This window comes from Micromonospora sp. CPCC 205554 (genome assembly GCF_036902745.1).
GTDB classification, from domain to species: domain Bacteria; phylum Actinomycetota; class Actinomycetes; order Mycobacteriales; family Micromonosporaceae; genus Micromonospora; species Micromonospora tulbaghiae.
This window is the reverse complement of record NZ_JBAKHP010000002.1, coordinates 404,832-422,943: the sequence shown is the minus strand read 5'-3', so window position 1 is coordinate 422,943 and position 18,112 is coordinate 404,832. Positions and strand designations below refer to the sequence as shown.

Annotated in this window: 12 protein-coding genes; 7 read left to right on the top strand and 5 right to left on the bottom strand. The window is 74.2% G+C overall.

Annotated elements, in window-relative coordinates:
- Positions 1–30 precede the first annotated feature (30 nt).
- The 5 genes from gatC (at position 31) to V6U82_RS04995 (ending at position 7,294) form a co-directional block, all read left to right on the top strand.
- Entirely contained in the window at positions 31–336 is a 306-nt protein-coding gene (gene gatC / locus V6U82_RS05015; RefSeq protein WP_013284468.1) for an Asp-tRNA(Asn)/Glu-tRNA(Gln) amidotransferase subunit GatC, read from the top strand.
- Positions 337–359: 23 nt separating this feature from the next.
- Entirely contained in the window at positions 360–1,835 is a 1,476-nt protein-coding gene (gene gatA, locus V6U82_RS05010) for an Asp-tRNA(Asn)/Glu-tRNA(Gln) amidotransferase subunit GatA (protein ID WP_128137358.1), read from the top strand.
- Positions 1,836–2,094: 259 nt separating this feature from the next.
- Entirely contained in the window at positions 2,095–3,249 is a 1,155-nt protein-coding gene (locus V6U82_RS05005) for a putative Ig domain-containing protein (protein WP_334459452.1), read from the top strand.
- 97 nt (positions 3,250–3,346) lie between these two features.
- Positions 3,347–4,840, top strand: a complete 1,494-nt coding sequence (gene gatB, locus V6U82_RS05000) for an Asp-tRNA(Asn)/Glu-tRNA(Gln) amidotransferase subunit GatB (protein WP_128137355.1) — start codon at positions 3,347–3,349, stop codon at positions 4,838–4,840.
- Between the two features lie 96 nt (positions 4,841–4,936).
- Entirely contained in the window at positions 4,937–7,294 is a 2,358-nt protein-coding gene (locus V6U82_RS04995) for a transketolase-like TK C-terminal-containing protein (protein ID WP_128137356.1), read from the top strand.
- Between the two features lie 434 nt (positions 7,295–7,728).
- Here the strand turns inward: V6U82_RS04995 and V6U82_RS04990 are convergent, their stop codons facing one another.
- From V6U82_RS04990 to V6U82_RS04980, 3 genes are all read right to left on the bottom strand, one after another.
- Positions 7,729–9,342, bottom strand: a complete 1,614-nt coding sequence (locus V6U82_RS04990) for a metallophosphoesterase family protein (RefSeq protein WP_334459451.1) — start codon at positions 9,340–9,342, stop codon at positions 7,729–7,731.
- A gap of 53 nt (positions 9,343–9,395) precedes the next feature.
- A complete protein-coding gene (locus V6U82_RS04985; protein WP_334459449.1) occupies positions 9,396–10,571 on the bottom strand; it encodes a PQQ-dependent sugar dehydrogenase in 1,176 nt (391 codons plus the stop codon).
- An 86-nt stretch (positions 10,572–10,657) separates the two neighbouring features.
- Entirely contained in the window at positions 10,658–12,463 is a 1,806-nt protein-coding gene (locus tag V6U82_RS04980; protein ID WP_334459448.1) for a SpoIIE family protein phosphatase, read from the bottom strand.
- A gap of 142 nt (positions 12,464–12,605) precedes the next feature.
- Here V6U82_RS04980 and V6U82_RS04975 point away from each other — a divergent pair, with 142 nt between their 5' ends.
- A complete protein-coding gene (locus tag V6U82_RS04975) occupies positions 12,606–13,532 on the top strand; it encodes a 2-hydroxyacid dehydrogenase (RefSeq protein WP_334459447.1) in 927 nt (308 codons plus the stop codon).
- Here the strand turns inward: V6U82_RS04975 and V6U82_RS04970 are convergent.
- Positions 13,526–13,909, bottom strand: a complete 384-nt coding sequence (locus V6U82_RS04970; protein WP_181726734.1) for a PH domain-containing protein — start codon at positions 13,907–13,909, stop codon at positions 13,526–13,528. The genes V6U82_RS04975 and V6U82_RS04970 overlap by 7 nt on opposite strands.
- A 464-nt stretch (positions 13,910–14,373) precedes the next feature.
- Here V6U82_RS04970 and V6U82_RS04965 point away from each other — a divergent pair, with 464 nt between their 5' ends.
- Positions 14,374–16,872 carry a GGDEF domain-containing protein gene (locus tag V6U82_RS04965; RefSeq protein WP_334459446.1) on the top strand — a complete coding sequence of 833 codons (2,499 nt, stop codon included), beginning with the start codon at positions 14,374–14,376 and terminating at the stop codon, positions 16,870–16,872.
- An 11-nt stretch (positions 16,873–16,883) separates the two neighbouring features.
- On the opposite strand, the gene V6U82_RS04960 is transcribed toward V6U82_RS04965, so the two are convergent.
- Positions 16,884–17,909, bottom strand: a complete 1,026-nt coding sequence (locus V6U82_RS04960; RefSeq protein ID WP_334459445.1) for a LacI family DNA-binding transcriptional regulator — start codon at positions 17,907–17,909, stop codon at positions 16,884–16,886.
- Positions 17,910–18,112: the final 203 nt, after the last annotated feature.

Here is an 18,112-nt window from a genome sequence, read left to right as displayed (position 1 = left end):
CGTCTCAGGACAGCCACGAAGGGGGCACTGATGGCCGCCATCTCCCGCGAGGAGGTCGCGCACCTCGCGCGACTGTCGCGGCTCGCCGTCACGGAGGAGGAACTGGACACCTTCGCCGGCCAGCTGGATGTGATCCTCCAGTCGGTCGCGCAGGTCGGCGAGGTCGCCGCGGCGGACATCCCGCCGACGTCCCACTCCGTGCCGTTGACGAACGTGCTCCGCGAGGACGTGGTGCGGCCCGGCCTGACCCCGCAGGAGGCGCTGTCGGGCGCCCCCGACGCCGAGGAGCAGCGGTTCCGCGTCCCGCGGATCCTGGACGAGGATGTGGCCTCATGAGCGAGCGCAGCGAGAGTGCCGGCATGACCGACCTGACGAAGCTGACCGCCGTCGAGATCGCCGGGCTGGTGGCGAGCGGCGAGACCTCCGCGGTCGAGGTCACCCGGGCCCACCTGGACCGTATCGGCGCCGTCGACGACCGGGTGCACGCGTTCCTGCACGTCGACACCGAGGGCGCGCTCGCCGCCGCTCGCGCCGTGGACGAGCGGCGCGCCGCCGGTGAGGAACTGGGCCCGCTCGCCGGTGTGCCGGTCGCCGTGAAGGACGTCCTGACCACCAAGGGCGTGCCGACCACTGTCGGGTCGAAGATCCTGGAGGGCTGGCGCCCGCCGTACGACTCGACGATCGTCGAGCGGCTGCGCGCCGCCGGCACGGTGATGCTCGGCAAGACGAACATGGACGAGTTCGCGATGGGCTCCTCCACGGAATACTCGGCGTACGGACCGACCCGCAACCCGTGGGACACCGACCGGATCCCGGGCGGCTCCGGCGGTGGCAGCGCGGCGGCGCTGGCCGCGTACGAGGCGCCGCTGTCGATCGGCTCGGACACCGGCGGCTCGATCCGCCAGCCCGGCGCGGTCACCGGCACCGTCGGCGCGAAGCCCACCTACGGCGGCACCTCCCGCTACGGCCTGGTCGCGTTCTCCTCGTCGCTGGACACGCCCGGACCGTGCGCGCGTACCGTGCTCGACGCCGCGTTGCTGCACGAGGCGATCGGCGGTCACGACCCCCGCGACTCCACCTCGATCCCGGCCCCGGTGCCGGACGTGGTGGCCGCGGCGCGGCGCGGCGCCACCGGCGACCTGACCGGCGTCAAGCTCGGCGTGGTCACCGAGTTCACCGGCGAGGGCGCGGAGCCGGGCGTGATGGCCGCGTTCCGCGAGTCGGTCGAGGCGCTGGCGAAGCTGGGCGCCGAGATCGTCGAGATCTCCTGCCCGCACTTCAAGTACGCGCTGCCGGCCTACTACCTGATCGCGCCGAGCGAGTGCTCCTCCAACCTGGCCCGGTTCGACGGCGTCCGGTTCGGCCTGCGGGTCGGCGACGACGGCAACCGGTCGCTGGAGGAGGTCATGTCGCTGACCCGCGAGGCCGGCTTCGGTCCCGAGGTCAAGCGCCGCATCATGATCGGCACGTACGCGCTCTCGTCGGGCTACTACGACGCCTACTACGGCCAGGCGCAGAAGGTCCGCACGCTCATCACGCGGGACTTCACCAGCGCGTTCGAGCAGGTCGACGCGCTGATCTCGCCGACCACGCCGTTCGTGGCGTTCCCGATCGGGTCGCGCACCGCCGACCCGTACCAGATGTACCTGGCCGACCTGTTCACCATCCCGACGAACCTGTACGGCGGCCCGGCCATCTCGGTGCCGTGCGGCCTGTCCGAAGGGCTCCCGGTCGGCTTCCAGATCATGGCGCCGACCATGGCCGACGACCGGATGTACCGGGTCGCCGCCGCGCTGGAGAGCGCCGTCGGCACGCTCACCCCGCCGGCGCTCTGAATCAGGGGTACGGAGGCGGGCCGCCCGCCTCCGTACCCGTACCGGGAAACGCCCCGCGCCCGGTGCGGTCACCACGACCGTGCCGGGCGCGGCTGTCGTCGCGGCGACACGGTGATCACCGATCAGTGGATTGCCCGGGGTCGCTGGCACTGGTCGAATAAACTCCGAGTCTGCTGGATCGACTGGACTGTGGCCCGCTGGCGGACGCGAGCGGTTCCGACCGAGAGCTGGATGTGCGATGGGGACACTTCGCCCGGTCATGGCCCTGACGATGGTTGCCGCTCTGCTGCTGGGCGCCGCGCAACCCGCCACCGCGCAACCCGCCACCGCCGCCACGGAGACGGTCACCATCACCTCGGGCAAGCCCCGGCCGGTCATGGACATCGGGCAGGTCTACGCGATCCACACCGTCGAGGCGACCGGTGGCACCGGGCCGTACCGGTTGTCGGTGGTGTCGGGGAGCCTGCCGCCGGGCATGCTCGTGGTGGGGAACTCGCTCGGCGGTGCCCCCACGACGCCGGGCACCTACACGTTCACGCTGCGGATGACCGACCAGAACGACCTGTTCGGCGAGCAGACGGCGACCGTCGAGGTACGCGAACCGAAGGTCGTCATCACGTCGGGCAAGCCCCGGTCGCCCATGTACCTCGGGCGGGTCTACGCGATCCACACCGTCGAGGCCACAGGTGGCACCGGGCCGTACCGGTTGTCGGTGACCTCGGGCAGCCTGCCGCCGGGAATGCTCGTGGTGGGGACGTCGCTCGGCGGCGCGCCGACCACCCCTGGCACGTACACCTTCACGCTGCGGATGACCGACAAGAACGACCGATTCGACGAGCAGAACGCCACAGTCGTCGTCGCCGAGGCGGCGACCGCGTTCACCTCCGGCGAACCGCCCGCCGCCACTGTCGGCAAGCCGTACTCCTTCCGGTTCACCGCCGACGGCGACTCCGGCATCGCGTTCGCCCTGGCCGCGGGAGCCCTGCCGGGCGGCCTCACCCTCGGCGAGGAGGGCCTGCTCAGCGGCACCCCGAACAGCGCCGGCACGTTCGCCTTCACCGTCGCGGCGAAGGGGTACGGCACCAGCGCCACGAAGCAGGTGTCGCTGACCGTCGCCGCCCGGACCCCGGGCACCCCCACGGCGACCCCGGCCGACCCGACGGCCACGCCCACCCCGGCCGACCCGACGGCGACGCCGACGCCGGGCGACCCGGCCGCCACACCGTCGGAGAGCAGCACCGCGGCGCCCCAGCCGACGCCCTCGCCGTCGAAGGTGAGTGGTGCGTGGCTGCCGATCACCGGGCCGGGTTCGCCGCTCGTCCTGCTGCTGCTGAGCGTCGTGGCCTTCTCCATCGGCGGCATTCTGCTCGTGCTGGCCTACAACCGTCGGCGAAGCTTCACCACGCCCGAGTGACGCCCGGCCGAGGCCGGGTAGGCGGAGCGGTAGGCTTGGCGGCGTTGTGTCCGGATGCCGCCGTGGGCCGGCTACCGCCTGCAAAGCTGGAGTTCTCATGACCACGACGCTGCCCGCGTACGACGACGTCGTCGCGCGCTTCGAACCGGTGATCGGCCTGGAGACCCACGTCGAGCTGGGCACGAACACCAAGATGTGGTGCGGCTGCCCGACCGACTTCGGCGGCGAGCCGAACACCCGGGTCTGCCCGGTCTGCCTCGGCCTGCCCGGATCGCTGCCGGTGGCGAACAAGGCCGCCATCGAGGCGACCATCCGGATCGGGCTGGCGCTGAACTGCTCGATCGCGCAGTGGTGCCGGTTCGCCCGGAAGAACTACTTCTACCCGGACATGCCGAAGAACTTCCAGATCAGCCAGTACGACGAGCCGCTGTGCTTCGACGGCTACCTGGACGTCGAGGTCAACGGCGAGCTGGTGCGCATCGGCATCGAGCGGGTGCACCTGGAGGAGGACACCGGCAAGACGCTGCACGTCGGCGGCGCCACCGGCCGCATCCACGGCGCCACCGAGTCGCTCGTCGACTACAACCGGGCCGGCATCCCGCTCGTCGAGATCGTCACCAAGCCCATCCCCGGCACCGGTGCGCTCGCGCCCGAGGTCGCCCGCGCGTACGTCGCCGAGCTGCGTGACGTGATCCGCTCGCTCGGCGTCTCCGACGTGCGGATGGAGGAGGGCTCGCTGCGCTGCGACGTCAACACGTCGCTGAACCGGCCGGGCGAGGAGTGGGGCACCCGCACCGAGACCAAGAACGTCAACTCGCTGCGCTCGGTCGAGCGGGCGGTGCGCTCGGAGATGCTGCGCCAGGCGTCGGTGCTGGAGGCCGGTGGCCGGATCACCCAGGAGACCCGGCACTTCCACGAGGACACCGGCGACACCACGCCGGGCCGGTCCAAGGAGACCGCCACCGACTACCGGTACTTCCCGGAGCCGGACCTGGTGCCGCTGGCCCCGGACACCGCGTGGGTGGCCGAGCTGAAGGCCGCCCTGCCGGAGCTGCCGCGGCTGCGCCGCAAGCGGATCCAGCAGGAGTGGGGCCTGTCCGACCTCGACATGCAGTCGGTGGTCAACGCCGGCGCCGTCGAGCTGATCGAGGCGACTGTGGCCGCCGGCGCCACCCCGGCCGCCGCCCGCAAGTGGTGGCTGGGCGAGCTGTCCCGCCGGGCCAACGAGACCGGCGTGGAGCTGGCCGACGTGGGCGCGACCCCGGCCCAGGTCGCCGAGCTGCAGGGCCTGGTCGACGCGGGCAAGCTCAACGACAAGCTGGCCCGTACCGTGCTGGAGGGCGTGGTGGCCGGCGAGGGCTCGCCGACCGAGATCATGACCAACCGCAACCTGGAGGTCGTCTCGGACACCGGTGCGCTCACCGCCGCCGTGGACGAGGCGATCGCCGCCAACCCGGACGTCGCCGACAAGGTCCGCAGCGGCAAGGTCGCGGCGGCCGGCGCACTCGTCGGCGCGGTCATGAAGACCACCCGCGGCCAGGCGGACGCGAAGACCGTCCGCGAGCTGATCCTGGCGCGCCTCGGCGCCTGATCCGGTCGTGTGGGCCCTTTCCCGGCAGGGGAGGGGCCCTTCGTCCGCTCCTCATCCCGCAGAGGGCGTCAACGGCGACGCCCGGATGGAGTCACCGTGAATCAGCACGACCTCGACGTCCTCGACGAGATCCAGCGCCGGGTGCTCTGGCTCGCCACCCGCATCGTCGACGCGGCCAACCACGACCGCGACACCGGTGACGGGGTGAAGGTCGGCGGCCACCAGGCGTCCAGCGCCTCCCTGGTCACCGCGATGACCGCGCTCTGGTTCCAGCACCTGGACGCCGAGGACCGCGTCGCGGTGAAGCCGCACGCCTCGCCGGTGTTCCACGCGATCCAGTATCTGCTCGGCAACCTCGACAAGTCGTACCTGCCGAAGCTGCGGGCACGCGGCGGGCTCCAGTCGTACCCGTCGCGCACCAAGGACCCGGACGAGGTGGACTTCTCCACCGGCTCGGTCGGCCTGGGCGCCGCCGCGCCGCTGTTCGCCGCCGTCACCCGCCGCTACGTCGACGCGCACTTCGGCCCGCGCCCGCACTCCCGGTTCGTCGCCATCATCGGCGACGCCGAGCTGGACGAGGGCAACATCTGGGAGGCGGTCGCCGACCCGGCCACCACCGGGCTGGGCAACGTGATGTGGCTCGTCGACTTCAACCGGCAGTCGCTGGACCGGGTCGTACCCGGCATCCGGATCAACCAGTGGCGCGGCCAGTTCGAGGCGGCCGGCTGGCACGTCGTGGAGGTCAAGTACGGCCGTCGGCTCGCCGAGGCGTACGCCCGGCCGGGCGGCGCGACGCTGCGCGACTGGATCGACCGGATGCCCAACGAGCAGTACCAGTCGCTGTTCGGGCTGGCCGGGCCGGCGCTGCGCAAGCAGTTCCTGGACGGCGCGCCGGCCGAGGTGGCCGCGTTCGTCGCCGACATCGGCGACGACGAGCTGGGCCCGCTCGTCACCGACCTGGGCGGTCACGACGCGCAGGCCATGCTCGACGCGTACGCCCAGTGCGACGCGGTCACGGACCGGCCCAGCGTCGTGTTCGCGTACACGGTCAAGGGCTGGGGCCTGCCGATCGCCGGCAACCCGCGCAACCACTCGGCGCTGCTCACCACCGAGCAGGTCGACGCGCTGCGCACCGCGCACGGCCTGACCGCCGAGACCGAGTGGGACCGCCTCGACCCGTCGTCCCCGGCCGGCATCCGGGCCGGCGAGCGCCGGGAGGCGCTGTCCCGGCCGCCGCGCGAGCGTGCGCTGGGCGTCACCGTTCCGGAGACCACGCGGGTACGCGCGAACAAGCCGGTCTCCACCCAGGAGGTCTTCGGCCGGGTGCTCGTCGACCTGGCCCGCGATCCGCAGGTGGCGCCCTACCTGGTGACCACCGCGCCGGACGTGGCCACCTCGACGAACCTGGCCGGGTTCATCAACAAGACGGGCGTCTTCGCCCCGACCGAGCAGCGTTCCTGGACCGAGGACCGGATGCTGCGCTGGACGGAGAGCCCCGCCGGGCAGCACATCGAGCTGGGCATCTCGGAGATGAACCTGTTCCTGCTGCTGGGCCAGCTCGGCCTGTCCTGGGACCTGTCCGGCCAGCCGCTGCTGCCGGTGGGCACCGTCTACGACCCGTTCGTGCTGCGCGGTCTCGACGCGTTCCTCTACGGCACGTACTCCGGCTCCCGGTTCGTGGTGGCGGGCACGCCGTCCGGTATCACGCTGGCCCCCGAGGGCGGCGCGCACCAGTCCACCATCACCGCCTCGGTCGGCCTGGAGCTCCCAGGGGTGACGTTCCTGGAGCCCGCGTACGCCGGCAGCCTCGACTGGCTGCTCTGCGACGCGCTCGGGCAGATCGCCGGCGGTTCCGCCCCGGCCGCGACCGCCGCGCCGGCCGAGGACGGGGCGTACTACTTCCGGCTCAGCACCCGGCCGATCGACCAGGCGCCGTTCGAGGCGGCCCGGGCGCGACTCGGGGACGCCGTGCTGCGGCGGCAGGTGGTGGCCGGCGCGTACCGGCTCGTCGACGCGCACCAGGCGTACCCCGATCTGGCTGATGCCCCGGTCGTGCAGCTCGCCGCCTCCGGCGCGGTGCTGCCGGAGGTGCTCGCGGCCGCCGCGGAGCTGGCGGAGGAGGGCGTGGCCGCGCACGTGGTGGACGTGACCAGCCTGGACCGCCTCTACCGGGCGTGGCAGCGGACGCTGCGCCAGGGCGTGCGGACCGCGACCGTGCCGAGCGTGCCCGGCGCGCTGCGGTCGGCGTTCGCGGACCGGGTGCCGGTGGTCACCGTGCACGACGCCGCCTCGCACGCGATGGCGTGGCTGGGCTCGGCGGTCGGCGCCCCGGCGGTGCCGCTCGGCGTGGACGAGTTCGGCCAGTCCGGCAGCGTCCGGGAGCTGTACGAGCTGCACGACCTGTTGCCGGGCAGCATCGTCAACGCCGCGCTGGCCGCGATCGCGCTGCGCTGAGGCGCCTCCGTTGCGCTGACCGCACGCCGCCACGGGGCCATCCCGGGCGGCCCCGGCTCTCCCGCTGGACTCCGGCACGGCGGGCCGCGTCCTGGCCCGATCCGGGAGGTGTGGTAGCCGGTCCTCCTCACGGAACGTTACGGCTGGCCCGGTTGCGGAGAGTGACGTTCTCTGGCGGCCCGGGGAATCGCCCTCCGGCCCCTTTGCTCTGCAGCCATATCCGCATCAGTGCTCTGAGCTGGGGCGGAGCGGAACGCCCGCCGCTCTGCAACCGCCCAGGCGGCGACTCTCGGTGCCTGCTGCGCCGATGGGTGCAGAGCAAAGGCGGCGGCGGGGCATGCCCGTGCCGGGCGGCTTCATGACGCCGAGTGACCGGATGTCGGTGCGGCCGAGCGCCGGACCGACCGTGGGGAGAGACGGGAGAAGCGGGGCGGTCAGCTCGTGGGGGTGGGGCTCAACGTGGTCGTACCCGGTGAGGGCGACTCCGACGGGCCGCGGGTCGGGGTCGGGGTGACCGGCACCTGGTCGCCCTTGGCCGGGTCGCGGATCACGTGCCGTTCCAGGTTGACCTGCGACTGCCCGGTGCCGCCCACGGTGATGTCGTCGTACGCCTGGAGCAGCTTCTGCTGGTCGAAGTAGAGCACCGTCATGGTCAGCGGGGTCGGCTTCTCGCCCTCCAGGCCCCGCAGCCCGGCCCCGCCGGTGGAGCCCTGCACCATCAGCGTGGTCGGCTGCTTGCCCTCGACCTGCGGCAACTTCGACACCTGCCGGGAGTGGGTGTGCCCGGAGAGCACCAGCGGGCAGGTGCCGGAGAGCGGGCCGGCCGAGGCGGGGTCGTGGATGAGCGCGATGTCGACCTTGCGGGGCGACTTCCCGATCGTGCCGGCGAGCTGTTCACCGGCGCCGATCACCTGGTCGGCGACGGCCGAGGTGAGGCCGCTGCCGGCCGGTGAGGTCTCCTTGTCCGGGGTGAAGCGGGGGTCGCCGATGCCGGCGATGGTCAGCCCGCCCACAGTCGTGACCGAGTTGTTCAGCACGATCGCGTTCGGCTGCTGCGCCACGGCGGCGGCGGTGCGCGGCGAGTCGTGGTTGCCGCGGATGAACACGTACGGCTTCTTGAGCAGGCCGATCGAGCCGACGAACGACGCCTCCGGCTCACTGCCCCAGTCGGTCATGTCGCCGGTGTCGATCACCACGTCGATGCCGAACTGCTCGACCACGGTACGGATCAGCTGCCACCCGGTCGGGTTGAGGTGGATGTCCGACACGTGCAGCACCCGGGTGGTGCCGGGCGACGGCTGCACCACGGGCAGCGCGGAGACCGTGGTGTAGAGCTTGCTGACGTTGCCGACCAGCCGCTGGAGCTGCTCGGCGTACTTGGTGTAGTCGTTGGCGATCCGCCGCGCGTCACCGACGATCGCCGGCGCGTTGACCAGCAGGCCCTCGTACCGGGGCTCCTCGATCGCCTGCGGGCGCAGGGTGCTCGCGGCGACACCGAGGCTGCCGGCGGTCACGACGAGCGCCAGGCCGCCGGCCCAGGCGGTACGCCGGACGTCCCGGAAGACGAGCGCGGCCAGCAGCAGCGTGGCCAGCACGGCCGAGGCGAGCGTACGCAGCCCGAGCCGCATCACGCCGTCGCGGACGTCCTGGACCGCCGACTGGCTGGCCCGGCTGATGCTGGCCGGGTCGTCGATGAGCGCCTCGGTGCGCCCCTGGTCCAGCGAGCCCACCTCGACGGTCAGATACGCCGGGCCGTCGTGGCTGTCCAGCAGCAGCGCGCCCAGCGGCGGGATGTCGACAGTGGTGCCGCCGCTGAGCGACGGGCTGAGCTTCAGCTCGGCCCGGAACGGGCCGATGTCGGTGCCGACGTGGCCGCCCGCGTACGTGCCGACCACGATGCCGCCGAGCGTGACCGCGAGGACAGCCAGCACCACACCGAGCCGGCGCAGCCGGTGACCGGGCCGCCAAGCCGTCCAGCGGCGGGCGCCCCCGCGCTCCGGAGACGTCTCGTCCCCGGTGCGGTGCTGTTCGTTCTCGTGGCCGTCCATGCTGAGATCCTGACCTGCCCCTTGAGCGATCTTGACAAACCCGGTGGGCCGGATCAGCTCCGGCCGGCACCCCCGTCGGCGAAGACGAGCCGCAGGATGCGGTCGTCCTCGGCGGTGGGCGTACCCCGCCCGTCGCGGTTCGAGGTGCTCACCCAGAGCGAGCCGTCCGGCGCCGCCGCGACGGCCCGTAGCCGACCGTACCGGCCGGTGAGCAGGTCGCGGGGCTGACCGAGGACGGTGCCGTTGCCGGCCAGCTCGACCAGCCACAGTCGCTGGCCGCGCAGGCAGGCGGCGACGAGCAGACGGTCCGCCGCCGCCAGGCCGGAACAGGAGGCGTCACCGGTGGGCCACTGCGTGATCGGGTTCACGTAGCGCTTGTCGTCGCCGCGCCCCTCCACCCGGGGCCACCCGTAGTTGCCGCCCTTGTTGATCTGGTTGATCTCGTCCCAGGTGTTCTGGCCGAACTCCACCGCGTACATCTTCTTGTCCGGCGCCCAGGCGAAGCCCTGGACGTTGCGGTGACCGGTCGACCAGACCGGCGACCCGGCGGTGGGGTTGCCCGGCGCCGGCTTGCCGTCCGGCGTGATCCGCAGGATCTTGCCACCGAGACTCTTGGCGTCCTGGGCGTTCTCGGTGCGCCCGGCGTCGCCGGTGCTCGCGTAGAGGTGGCCGTCCGGGCCGAAGCCCAGCCCGCCGCCGTTGTGCGTGCCGGACTTCGGGATGCCGGTCAGGATCGGCTTCGGCGCCTGCCCGAGCTGCATCTTCGCGATCCGGTTGTCGTCCTCGGCCGTGTAGTAGACGAAGACCGTGCGGTCCCGGGCGTACGCGGGAGAGACCGCGATGCCCAGCAGGCCGCCCTCGCCACCGGCGGCCACGTCGGGCACTGTCTGCACCGGCCGGACGGCCAGCCCGTCCGGGCCGGACTCCGGGCCGACCTGGAGGATCCGTCCCTTGTCCCGCTCGGTCACCAACGCCCCGCCGTCGGGCAGGAACGCGATGCCCCACGGCACCTCCAGCCCCTTGGCCAGCACGGTGGCGACCACCTGCTGGCCGGCCCCGCCGGGGCTCGCGGTGCCGGACGGCGTCGGCAGGTTGGGCGGCGCGCCGGCCGGGTCCGGCTCGGGCTCGCCGAGGGCGCAGCCGGCGGTGCCCAGCAGCAGCGCCGCGCAGGACGCCGCCAGCGCCGTCCGGAGGCGGCGGACACGGGGGTACGCAAGACGCGGGCTCACCCGCCCCAGCCTAGCCGGGCGGACCGGCGAACCGGGCACGTCACGCGCACGCCTGCCCGCGTCCGGCCGTTCGGGGGAGTGCCGGTTCAACCGGCCCGCAGCGCGAGCAGGGCGACGTCGTCCTCCCACTGGTGCGCGGCGGCGAGCAGCCGGTCGCAGAGCAGGTCCAGCGGTACGGCCGGCCCGCCGGCCCGGAGGTGGGCGAGCAGGTCGGCGTGGCCCTCGTCGATCGGCTGGTCCCGGCGCTCGATCAGCCCGTCGGTGTGCAGCAGCAGCGTGTCGCCCGGGGCCAGGGTCAGCGTCCGGCCGGTGCGCCGGGGCGGCCGGGCCAGGCCGAGCAGCGGCCCGCGACCGTCCGCCGCCGAGACCGTTCCGTCGGCCCGCACCAGCAACGGCGGTGGATGCCCCGCGTTGCACCAGGAGACCGTCAGCCCGTCGGCAACCGGGCGGACCCGGGCGAGCACGGCGGTGGCGACAGTGGGTACCCGCAGCCCGCCCATGGCCCGGTCGAGGTGGGCCATCAGGTCCTCCACCGGATCGCCCCGCCCGTACGCGTTGCCCCGCACCAGGTTGCGCAACTGGCCCATCGTGGCCGCCGCCTCGATGTCGTGCCCGGCGACGTCACCGATCGCGGCGATCAACTCGCCGTCGGGCTGGACGAAGGCGTCGTACCAGTCGCCGCCCACCTCCACCCGGTCGGCAGCCGGCAGGTAGCGGGCGGCCAGCTCGATCCCCGGTACGGCCGGCAGGGCGGGCAGCATGCTGTGCTGGAGCACCTCGGCGACGTGGCGCTGCTCGCCGTAGAGGCGGCTGTTGCCGACCGCCTGACCGGCGCGTACCCCGATGTCCTGCGCGGTACGCAGGTCGCTCGCGTCGAAACCGCGCCGCCCCTGACGGTTGACCAGCGTGACGGCCCCGATCACCCGGTCCCCGGCGGCGGTGATCGGCACGGTCAGGTGGGAACCGACGCCGAGCCGGTCGGCGAGCGGCACCAGCTCCGGGTGCGTGGTGCCGCGCGCCACGTCGTCCAGGCCGGCCACGGCCCGCACCGCCGGACGCCCGGTACGCAGCACCGACCGGATCTGCGACTCCGCGCTGAGCCCGGTGGTCAGCAGCTCGGCGAAACGGGCCAGGTCGGCCTCGCACTCGGCGTCCCGGTGTACGCCGGTGACGGTGCGCGGCCGGCCGGCCGGGTCGACGAGCGTGATCAGGCACCAGTCGGCGAGCAGCGGCACCATCGCGTGCCCGAGCCGGTCGACGGCAGTGGCCACGTCGAGCGTGCCGCCGAGCATCTCGCTCATCCCGGCCAGCATGGCGAGCCGGTCGTGCGCCTCCTCGGCGCGGCGGCGGGCCTGCTCGGCGCCCCGGACCGCGATGCGCAGCCGCAGTTCCGAGGAGCACGCGGCGGCCAGGTCGGCGAGCGTCCGCAGCTGCTCCTTGGTCCAGGCCCGGGGCTTGCTGTCGATCGCGCACAGCGAGCCGAGCACCCGCCCGTCCAGGTCGGTCAGCGGCATGCCCGCGTACGCCACCACGCCCAGGTCCTCGATCGCCAGGTTGAGGCGTACGCGCGGGTAGAGGCGGGCGTCGGGCAGCACCAGCGGCATCTCGATGTCGACGACGTGCTGGCAGAACGAGTGGGTCAGCGGCGTCTCCCGGCGGCCCGTCCACGGCTCCGGCAGCCCGGTCGCGCCGGGGAAGAACTGACGGTCCGCGTCCACCAGGGAGACGAGCGCGACGGGTACGTCCAGCAGATCCCCGACCAGCCGCGCGAACCTGTCGAACGCCTCGTCCGGTACGGCGTCGAGCCGCGTCTCGTCGAGTGAGCGCAACCGGTCGGGGTCGGCGAGCGCCGGAATCGGCACGGACACCCGTCCCCGGCCGTCCTCGCTCATCGCCACCGCCCTCAGCAAGTGGAACACCCGACCGGCATCCCGTCCTCGGTTATACCCCGCCGGACCGCCACTCCATTCCCGGCGCGGTGTTCGTCACGGGTCACGCCGTACCGGCCGCCCGGGGCCGATATCGTCGGCGGTCGTGAAGGCATGGATCCCGCACCCCGAGGGCCGGCGGCTGCTCGGCGAGCTGCCGCCCGGCGTCACCGTGGAACTGCTGGACGACCCGCACCGGCTTCCGTCGTCCCCGTCCGGGGTGCGGTTCTGGGTGCCGCCGTTCCTGTCCGGCCCCGACGCGGGGGCGCTCCTCGCCGAGCTGCCCGACGTCGAGGTGGTGCAACTGCTCTCCGCCGGGGCGGACGCCTGGGTGGGACGGATCCCCGACGGCGTGACGCTCTGCGACGCCCGGGGCGTGCACGACTCGCCCACCGCCGAATGGGTGGTCGCCGCGATCCTCGCCTCGCTGCGCGGGTTCGCGCCGCTGGCCCGGGCGCAGGCGCGGCGCGAGTGGGCGTACGACGAGGTGGCGCCCACCGACGAGCTGGCCGGCAAGCGGGTGCTGATCGTCGGCGCCGGCTCGATCGGCACCGCTGTCCGCGACCGGCTCGCCCCGTTCGAGGTGACCTTCACGCTCGTGGCCCGTACGCCGCGCCCCGACCAGGGCGTGCACGGGGTCGACGAGCTGCCTGCGCTGCTGCCAGAGGCGGACGTGGTGGTGCTGCTGGTGCCGCTGACCGAGCAGACCCGGGGCATGGTCGACGAGCGTTTCCTCGCCGCGATGCCTGACGGCGCGCTGCTCGTCAACGCCGCCCGGGGGCCGGTGGCCCGTACCTCGGCACTGGTCGCCGAGCTGACCTCGGGCCGCCTGCGCGCGGCGATGGACGTCACCGACCCGGAACCGCTGCCCGCCGACCATCCCCTGTGGGAGCTGCCGAACGTGCTGCTCACCCCGCACGTCGCCGGCTCGGTACGCGGGCTGCTGCCCCGCGCGTACCGGCTGGTGGGCGAGCAGTTGCGCCGGTACGTGGCCGGGGAGGAGCTGACGAACCGGGTGGTCGACGGCTACTGATCGCCGGCGGTGCCGGAGAGCTCCTGGCCGGTGACGGCGACCAGCCGGGGCAGTTCGGTGGCGCGTACCGCCGGCAGCACCACGACCTCGCCGTCGTCGAGCCGGGCCACCGCCCGGCCCCGGGGGTCACCGGCGAGTTCGGCGACCCGGTTCCACGGCACCCGGCGCTGCCCGACGAGTGCCCGCAGCCGCAGCTCCCGGGCGTCGGCGTCGGTGCCGGCCCGCCACGCCCAGACCGCGACGGCGAGCGGTACGAGCAGCACCCAGAGCAGCCACCAGCGGGCGGAGGCCAGCGGCAGCGCGCCGATGAAGGCGACGATCGCGGCGACCAGGATGGCCTGGTTGTGACGGAAGCGGACGGTATCGGCGCGGCTCACCCCCCGATGATCCCATCCGGCCAGTTCACGCCACCCCGCGGGCATCCCCACCCGCCGCAGATCTTGGTACGGCCCCGCCCTTCCGGGGGCGGTTCGGTACCAAGATCTCCCCGTGCTGGAGATCTTGGAAGCGTTGGGCCCCTCTGGGGGCCGTTTCCTTCCACGATTTCGTCTTGGGCGGCCGGTACGGAACCGACGGCGTCGATCTTGAACGGGATCCGTCGCCGTGACGTCTATTGATGTGACGGACGTCACTGGTGCGGTGACGTCACCGGGCGCTTCCGGGATCGTCTCTAGGCGTGGCCGCAGCGGTCCCCGCCGATGCGTCCCCGGCCGCCCCGACCCCGCACGCCGTACCGCGTACCGCAACCGCACCGCCCCCGTGCCCCCTCACGAAGGCGACCGCCGTGCCCGTCCCCCCTTCCGCCGTCCCCCGTCGGCGATCGGTCCTGCCCGATGTCGCCGTGTCGCTCACCGGCGCGGCCTTCCTCCTGGCCGGCGTCGCCGGTGCCCTGCCCGGCCCCGCCGCCGCCGCGCTCGCCGTCGCCGGAGGCTTCGCCCTCGCCTGCGTCCGGCTCGCCTGGCTGGCCGGAGCCGCCCCGCCGCCCCACCGTCCCGCAGCCGACGGTCGCCCCGCGCCGACCGATCGCCCTGCACCCGCCGGCCGCGCCGCGCCGCCGGATCCTGTCGCGTCGACCGGCCGGCCCGCGTCGACCGGCCGGCCCGCGTCGACCGACCGCACCGTGCTGGCGGGTGATCCCGTTCCGGGTGGCATGACCGCCGAGTCCGGGCGGCACGCGTCGGAACGCGACTGGCACGCGGAACCTGGGCGCCGAGCCGCCGAACCCGGACCGCAGCAGGCCGTCACGTTCCGGTGGCACGCCGACGTGACGGCGGGCGACGCCGTACCGCACGGCGCGACGGCGACCGGGCGGCGGGCGCGACGCGCGGCGCTGTCCCGCCGGGTCGCGGCCATCCTCGACAGCGCCGTCCTGGTCGCCGGGCTCACCGTCGCGGTGCTGCCGCTGAGCGACGCCGCCCACCGGCTGCCGATCGCGCTGGCCGGGCTGTGCCTCACCGGGGCGCTGCACGTGACGGCCCTGCTGCGCCTGCCCGGCCGGTCGCGGCTGTCCGGCCCGGAGCTGTTGCGCCGTACCGTCGACGTGCTCGCGCTCGGCGTCAGCCTGGTCTTCGCCGGCTGGATGCTGTTGCCGGGCGGCCCGGTCCCGGCCGTCGCCGGGGTCGTCGCGGCGGGCGGCGCTGTGGTGCTCGCCGTGCTCGCGGTGGCGGCCGTCGCGGAACGCCGCCGCCGACCGGGCGCCGCGCGCTGCCATGCCGGTGCGGCCCTGACGCTCGGCGGGCTGACGCTGCTCGTGGTGCTGCTGGCCTGCGGCGCGCCGGACCGGGCGCTGCCGCTCGTCGCGGCCCCGCTGGTGGCCGGGGCGCTGCTCACCGCCGCCGGGGCCCGGCGCACCTCGGGCGGTGAACGACCGGGCCGGGACGTGGCGCCGGCCGCGTGGCCCCGCCTCACCGCGCCGGCCGGGATCGCCGCGCTGGCCGCCGGGATCCACCTGGGTACGGCGGGGGAGTTCAGCACCGCCGCGATGGCCCTGGGCCTGGCCGTCATTCCGCCGATCATGGTGGGTGAGCTGCTCGCCGCCGCCGACCAGCGACGCCGGGTGCAACGGCTCGCGGCCCGCGAGGCGTGGCTACGACGCCGGCTCGGACCGGAGGCCCGGGCAGCCGGGCCCGTGCCGCTGACGCGCGCCGAGCTGGTCCGGGCGATGGCGGAACGCAGTGGTGGCGCGCTGCTCGTCGTCGACCTGCACGGTGCGGGCGGCGCGGTGCCGGAGGGGCCGGTGCTCACCGAGGCCGCGCGCCGGTTACGGGCGGGCTCCGAGACGCACGATCTGGTCGCCCGGCTCGGCGACACCGAGTACGCGGTCCTCACCGATCGTGGGCCGGTGCTCGCGTACGCGCTCGGCCTGCGGCTGCTGGCGGCGCTGGGCGAGCCGTACCCCCGGCCCGGCGGCGCGGTCCGGCTGGGGGTGAGCGTCGGGCTGGCCGAGACCAGCGGCGGCGATCCGGAGGACGTGCTGCGTCAGGCGGGCCTGGCCCGGCGCCGGGCGGTGCAGCTCGGCCGGGACCGGGTCGAGTGGTACGACGCCTACCTGGAGGAGCAACTGGTCCGGCGCCTGGACCTGGAGCGGGAGCTGCCCGGCGCGGTGGCGCGCGGTGAGCTGGACCTGGTCTACCAGCCGGTGGTGGCGCTCGCCGACCGGATGCCGGTGGGTACGGAGGCGCTGCTGCGCTGGCGCAGCCCGGCGCTGGGCACCGTGCTCCCGGCCGAACTGCTGCCGGTGGCGGCCGACCTCGACCTGACCGGCGAGATCGGTCGGTGGGTACTGGACCGGGCCTGCCGGCAGCTCGCCGCGTGGTCGGCGGGCGGCCGCGAGCTGTGGATGGCGGTCAACGTGACGCCGCGCGAGCTGGCCGCGCCGGACTTCGTGGCGCGTACCGCGACCGCGCTGGCCGCGTACGACGTGGCGCCGGAACGGCTGGTGGTGGAGGTGGCCGAGCCGGTGGTGGGCGCGGAGCCGTCCACTGTGGTGGCCCGGCTGGCCGGTCTGCGGTCGATCGGCGTGCGGATCGCGCTCGACGACTTCCGGGCCGAGCACGCCTCGCTCGCCCAGCTCCGCCGGCTGCCGATCGACCTGCTCAAGGTGGGTCCGCACCTGGTCGGTCCGGGCGGCGACGGTCAGCGCCCGCTGATCGACGTGGTGGCGAACCTGGCCGACCGGCTGGGCGTGGAGCTGGTGGTCGAGGAGTTGGAGTCGGAGGGGCAGGTGGCGGGGGCGCGGCGGGCCGGCTGCCGGTACGGCCAGGGTTTCGCGCTGGCCCGGCCGGCGACCGCCGAGCGGGTCGAGGCGTGGTTCGAGGAGTACCCGTCCACCGCCCGGTGAGCTGAACCGGTTCAGCGGGCCGCCGTACGAGGTGGGGCGGTGCTGCCGCGCGGCGTCAGGTGCGCCGTCTCGTCCTGTACGACGGCGGCCGGCTCGCCCGCGATCACGGCCAGGAGCTGCCGGGCGGCGTGCGCTCCGTACGCCGGTATGTCCCGGCCCAGCGCGGTCAGCGGCGGGTGCACCAGCCGGCAGAGCGGCGAGTCGTCCCAGGCCACGATGGACAGGTCGCCGGGCACTGTGAGACCCATCTCCTGGGCCACGGAGAGCCCGGCGATCGCCATCACGTCGTTGTCGTAGATCACGGCGGTGGGCCGCCCGGCGGAGCTGAGCAGCCGGCGGGTGGCCCGCGCGCCCTCCTCGCCGGTGTAGTCGGACCAGACGGTGGTCGCCTCGTCCAGCCCGAGCCGCCGGCACACGTCGGTGAACGCCTCGGTGCGGATCTCGGTGTGCAGCAGCGAACGCAGCCCGCCGACCCGGGCGATGCGCCGGTGGCCGAGCGCGACCAGGTACTCCACGGTCTCGGCCAGTGCCGCCGCGTCGTCGGACCAGACGCTGGCCAGGCCGCCGGTGTGCCCGGGCCCGCCGATCACCACCGCCGGCAGTTGCAGTTCCTCCAGCGCCGGCACGCGCCGGTCGTCGGTGCGCAGGTCGCAGACGAGCACGCCGTCCACCCGGCGTTCGGCCCACCACCGCCGGTAGACCGCGATCTCGGCCTCCTGGTCGCTCACCACCTGGAGCGTGAGCGCGTACGAGCGGGCCGACAGCTCGGCCTCGACGCCACTGATCAGCTCCATGAAGAACGGCTCGATGCCGAGTATCCGGGCGGGGCGGCACAGCGCCAGCCCGACCGCCTTGGCGGTGGCGCCGGACAGCGCGCGGGCGGCGCTGCTCGGACGGAACCCGATCTCGGCGGCGATGGCGAGGATCCGCCGGCGGGTCGCCTCGGAGACGCCGGGCTGCCCGTTGAGCGCGTACGACACCGCGCCCTTGGAGACTCCGGCGCGCCGGGCGACGTCGGCGATGGTCGGCCGCTTCACCGAAGCGTTCCTCCACTGTGTCCGGCCCTCGCGGGCGCTCTCGGTCGCCGGATCACCGGCGTCTGGTGACGCTACTGCACGCCCCGTCGGGCCCGGGTGCCGCCGGTGGCGGCCGCGGACGGCATCGGACGGCGGTCGCTTGTGCGGTTCAGCCTAGTGCGCCGACCACCCGGCACCTGCCGTGAACGGGCCCGAACCGCCGC

What these genes read in the sequence shown, in the direction of transcription:
- V6U82_RS04980 (WP_334459448.1), bottom strand. Translation starts at nt 12,463, where the DNA reads ATGAGCGAGGACGGCCGGGGACGGGTGTCCGTGCCGATTCCGGCGCTC.
- gatC (WP_013284468.1), top strand. Translation starts at nt 31, where the DNA reads ATGGCCGCCATCTCCCGCGAGGAGGTCGCGCACCTCGCGCGACTGTCG.
- V6U82_RS05005 (WP_334459452.1), top strand. Translation starts at nt 2,095, where the DNA reads ATGGCCCTGACGATGGTTGCCGCTCTGCTGCTGGGCGCCGCGCAACCC.
- gatA (WP_128137358.1), top strand. Translation starts at nt 360, where the DNA reads ATGACCGACCTGACGAAGCTGACCGCCGTCGAGATCGCCGGGCTGGTG.
- gatB (WP_128137355.1), top strand. Translation starts at nt 3,347, where the DNA reads ATGACCACGACGCTGCCCGCGTACGACGACGTCGTCGCGCGCTTCGAA.
- V6U82_RS04990 (WP_334459451.1), bottom strand. Translation starts at nt 9,342, where the DNA reads ATGGACGGCCACGAGAACGAACAGCACCGCACCGGGGACGAGACGTCT.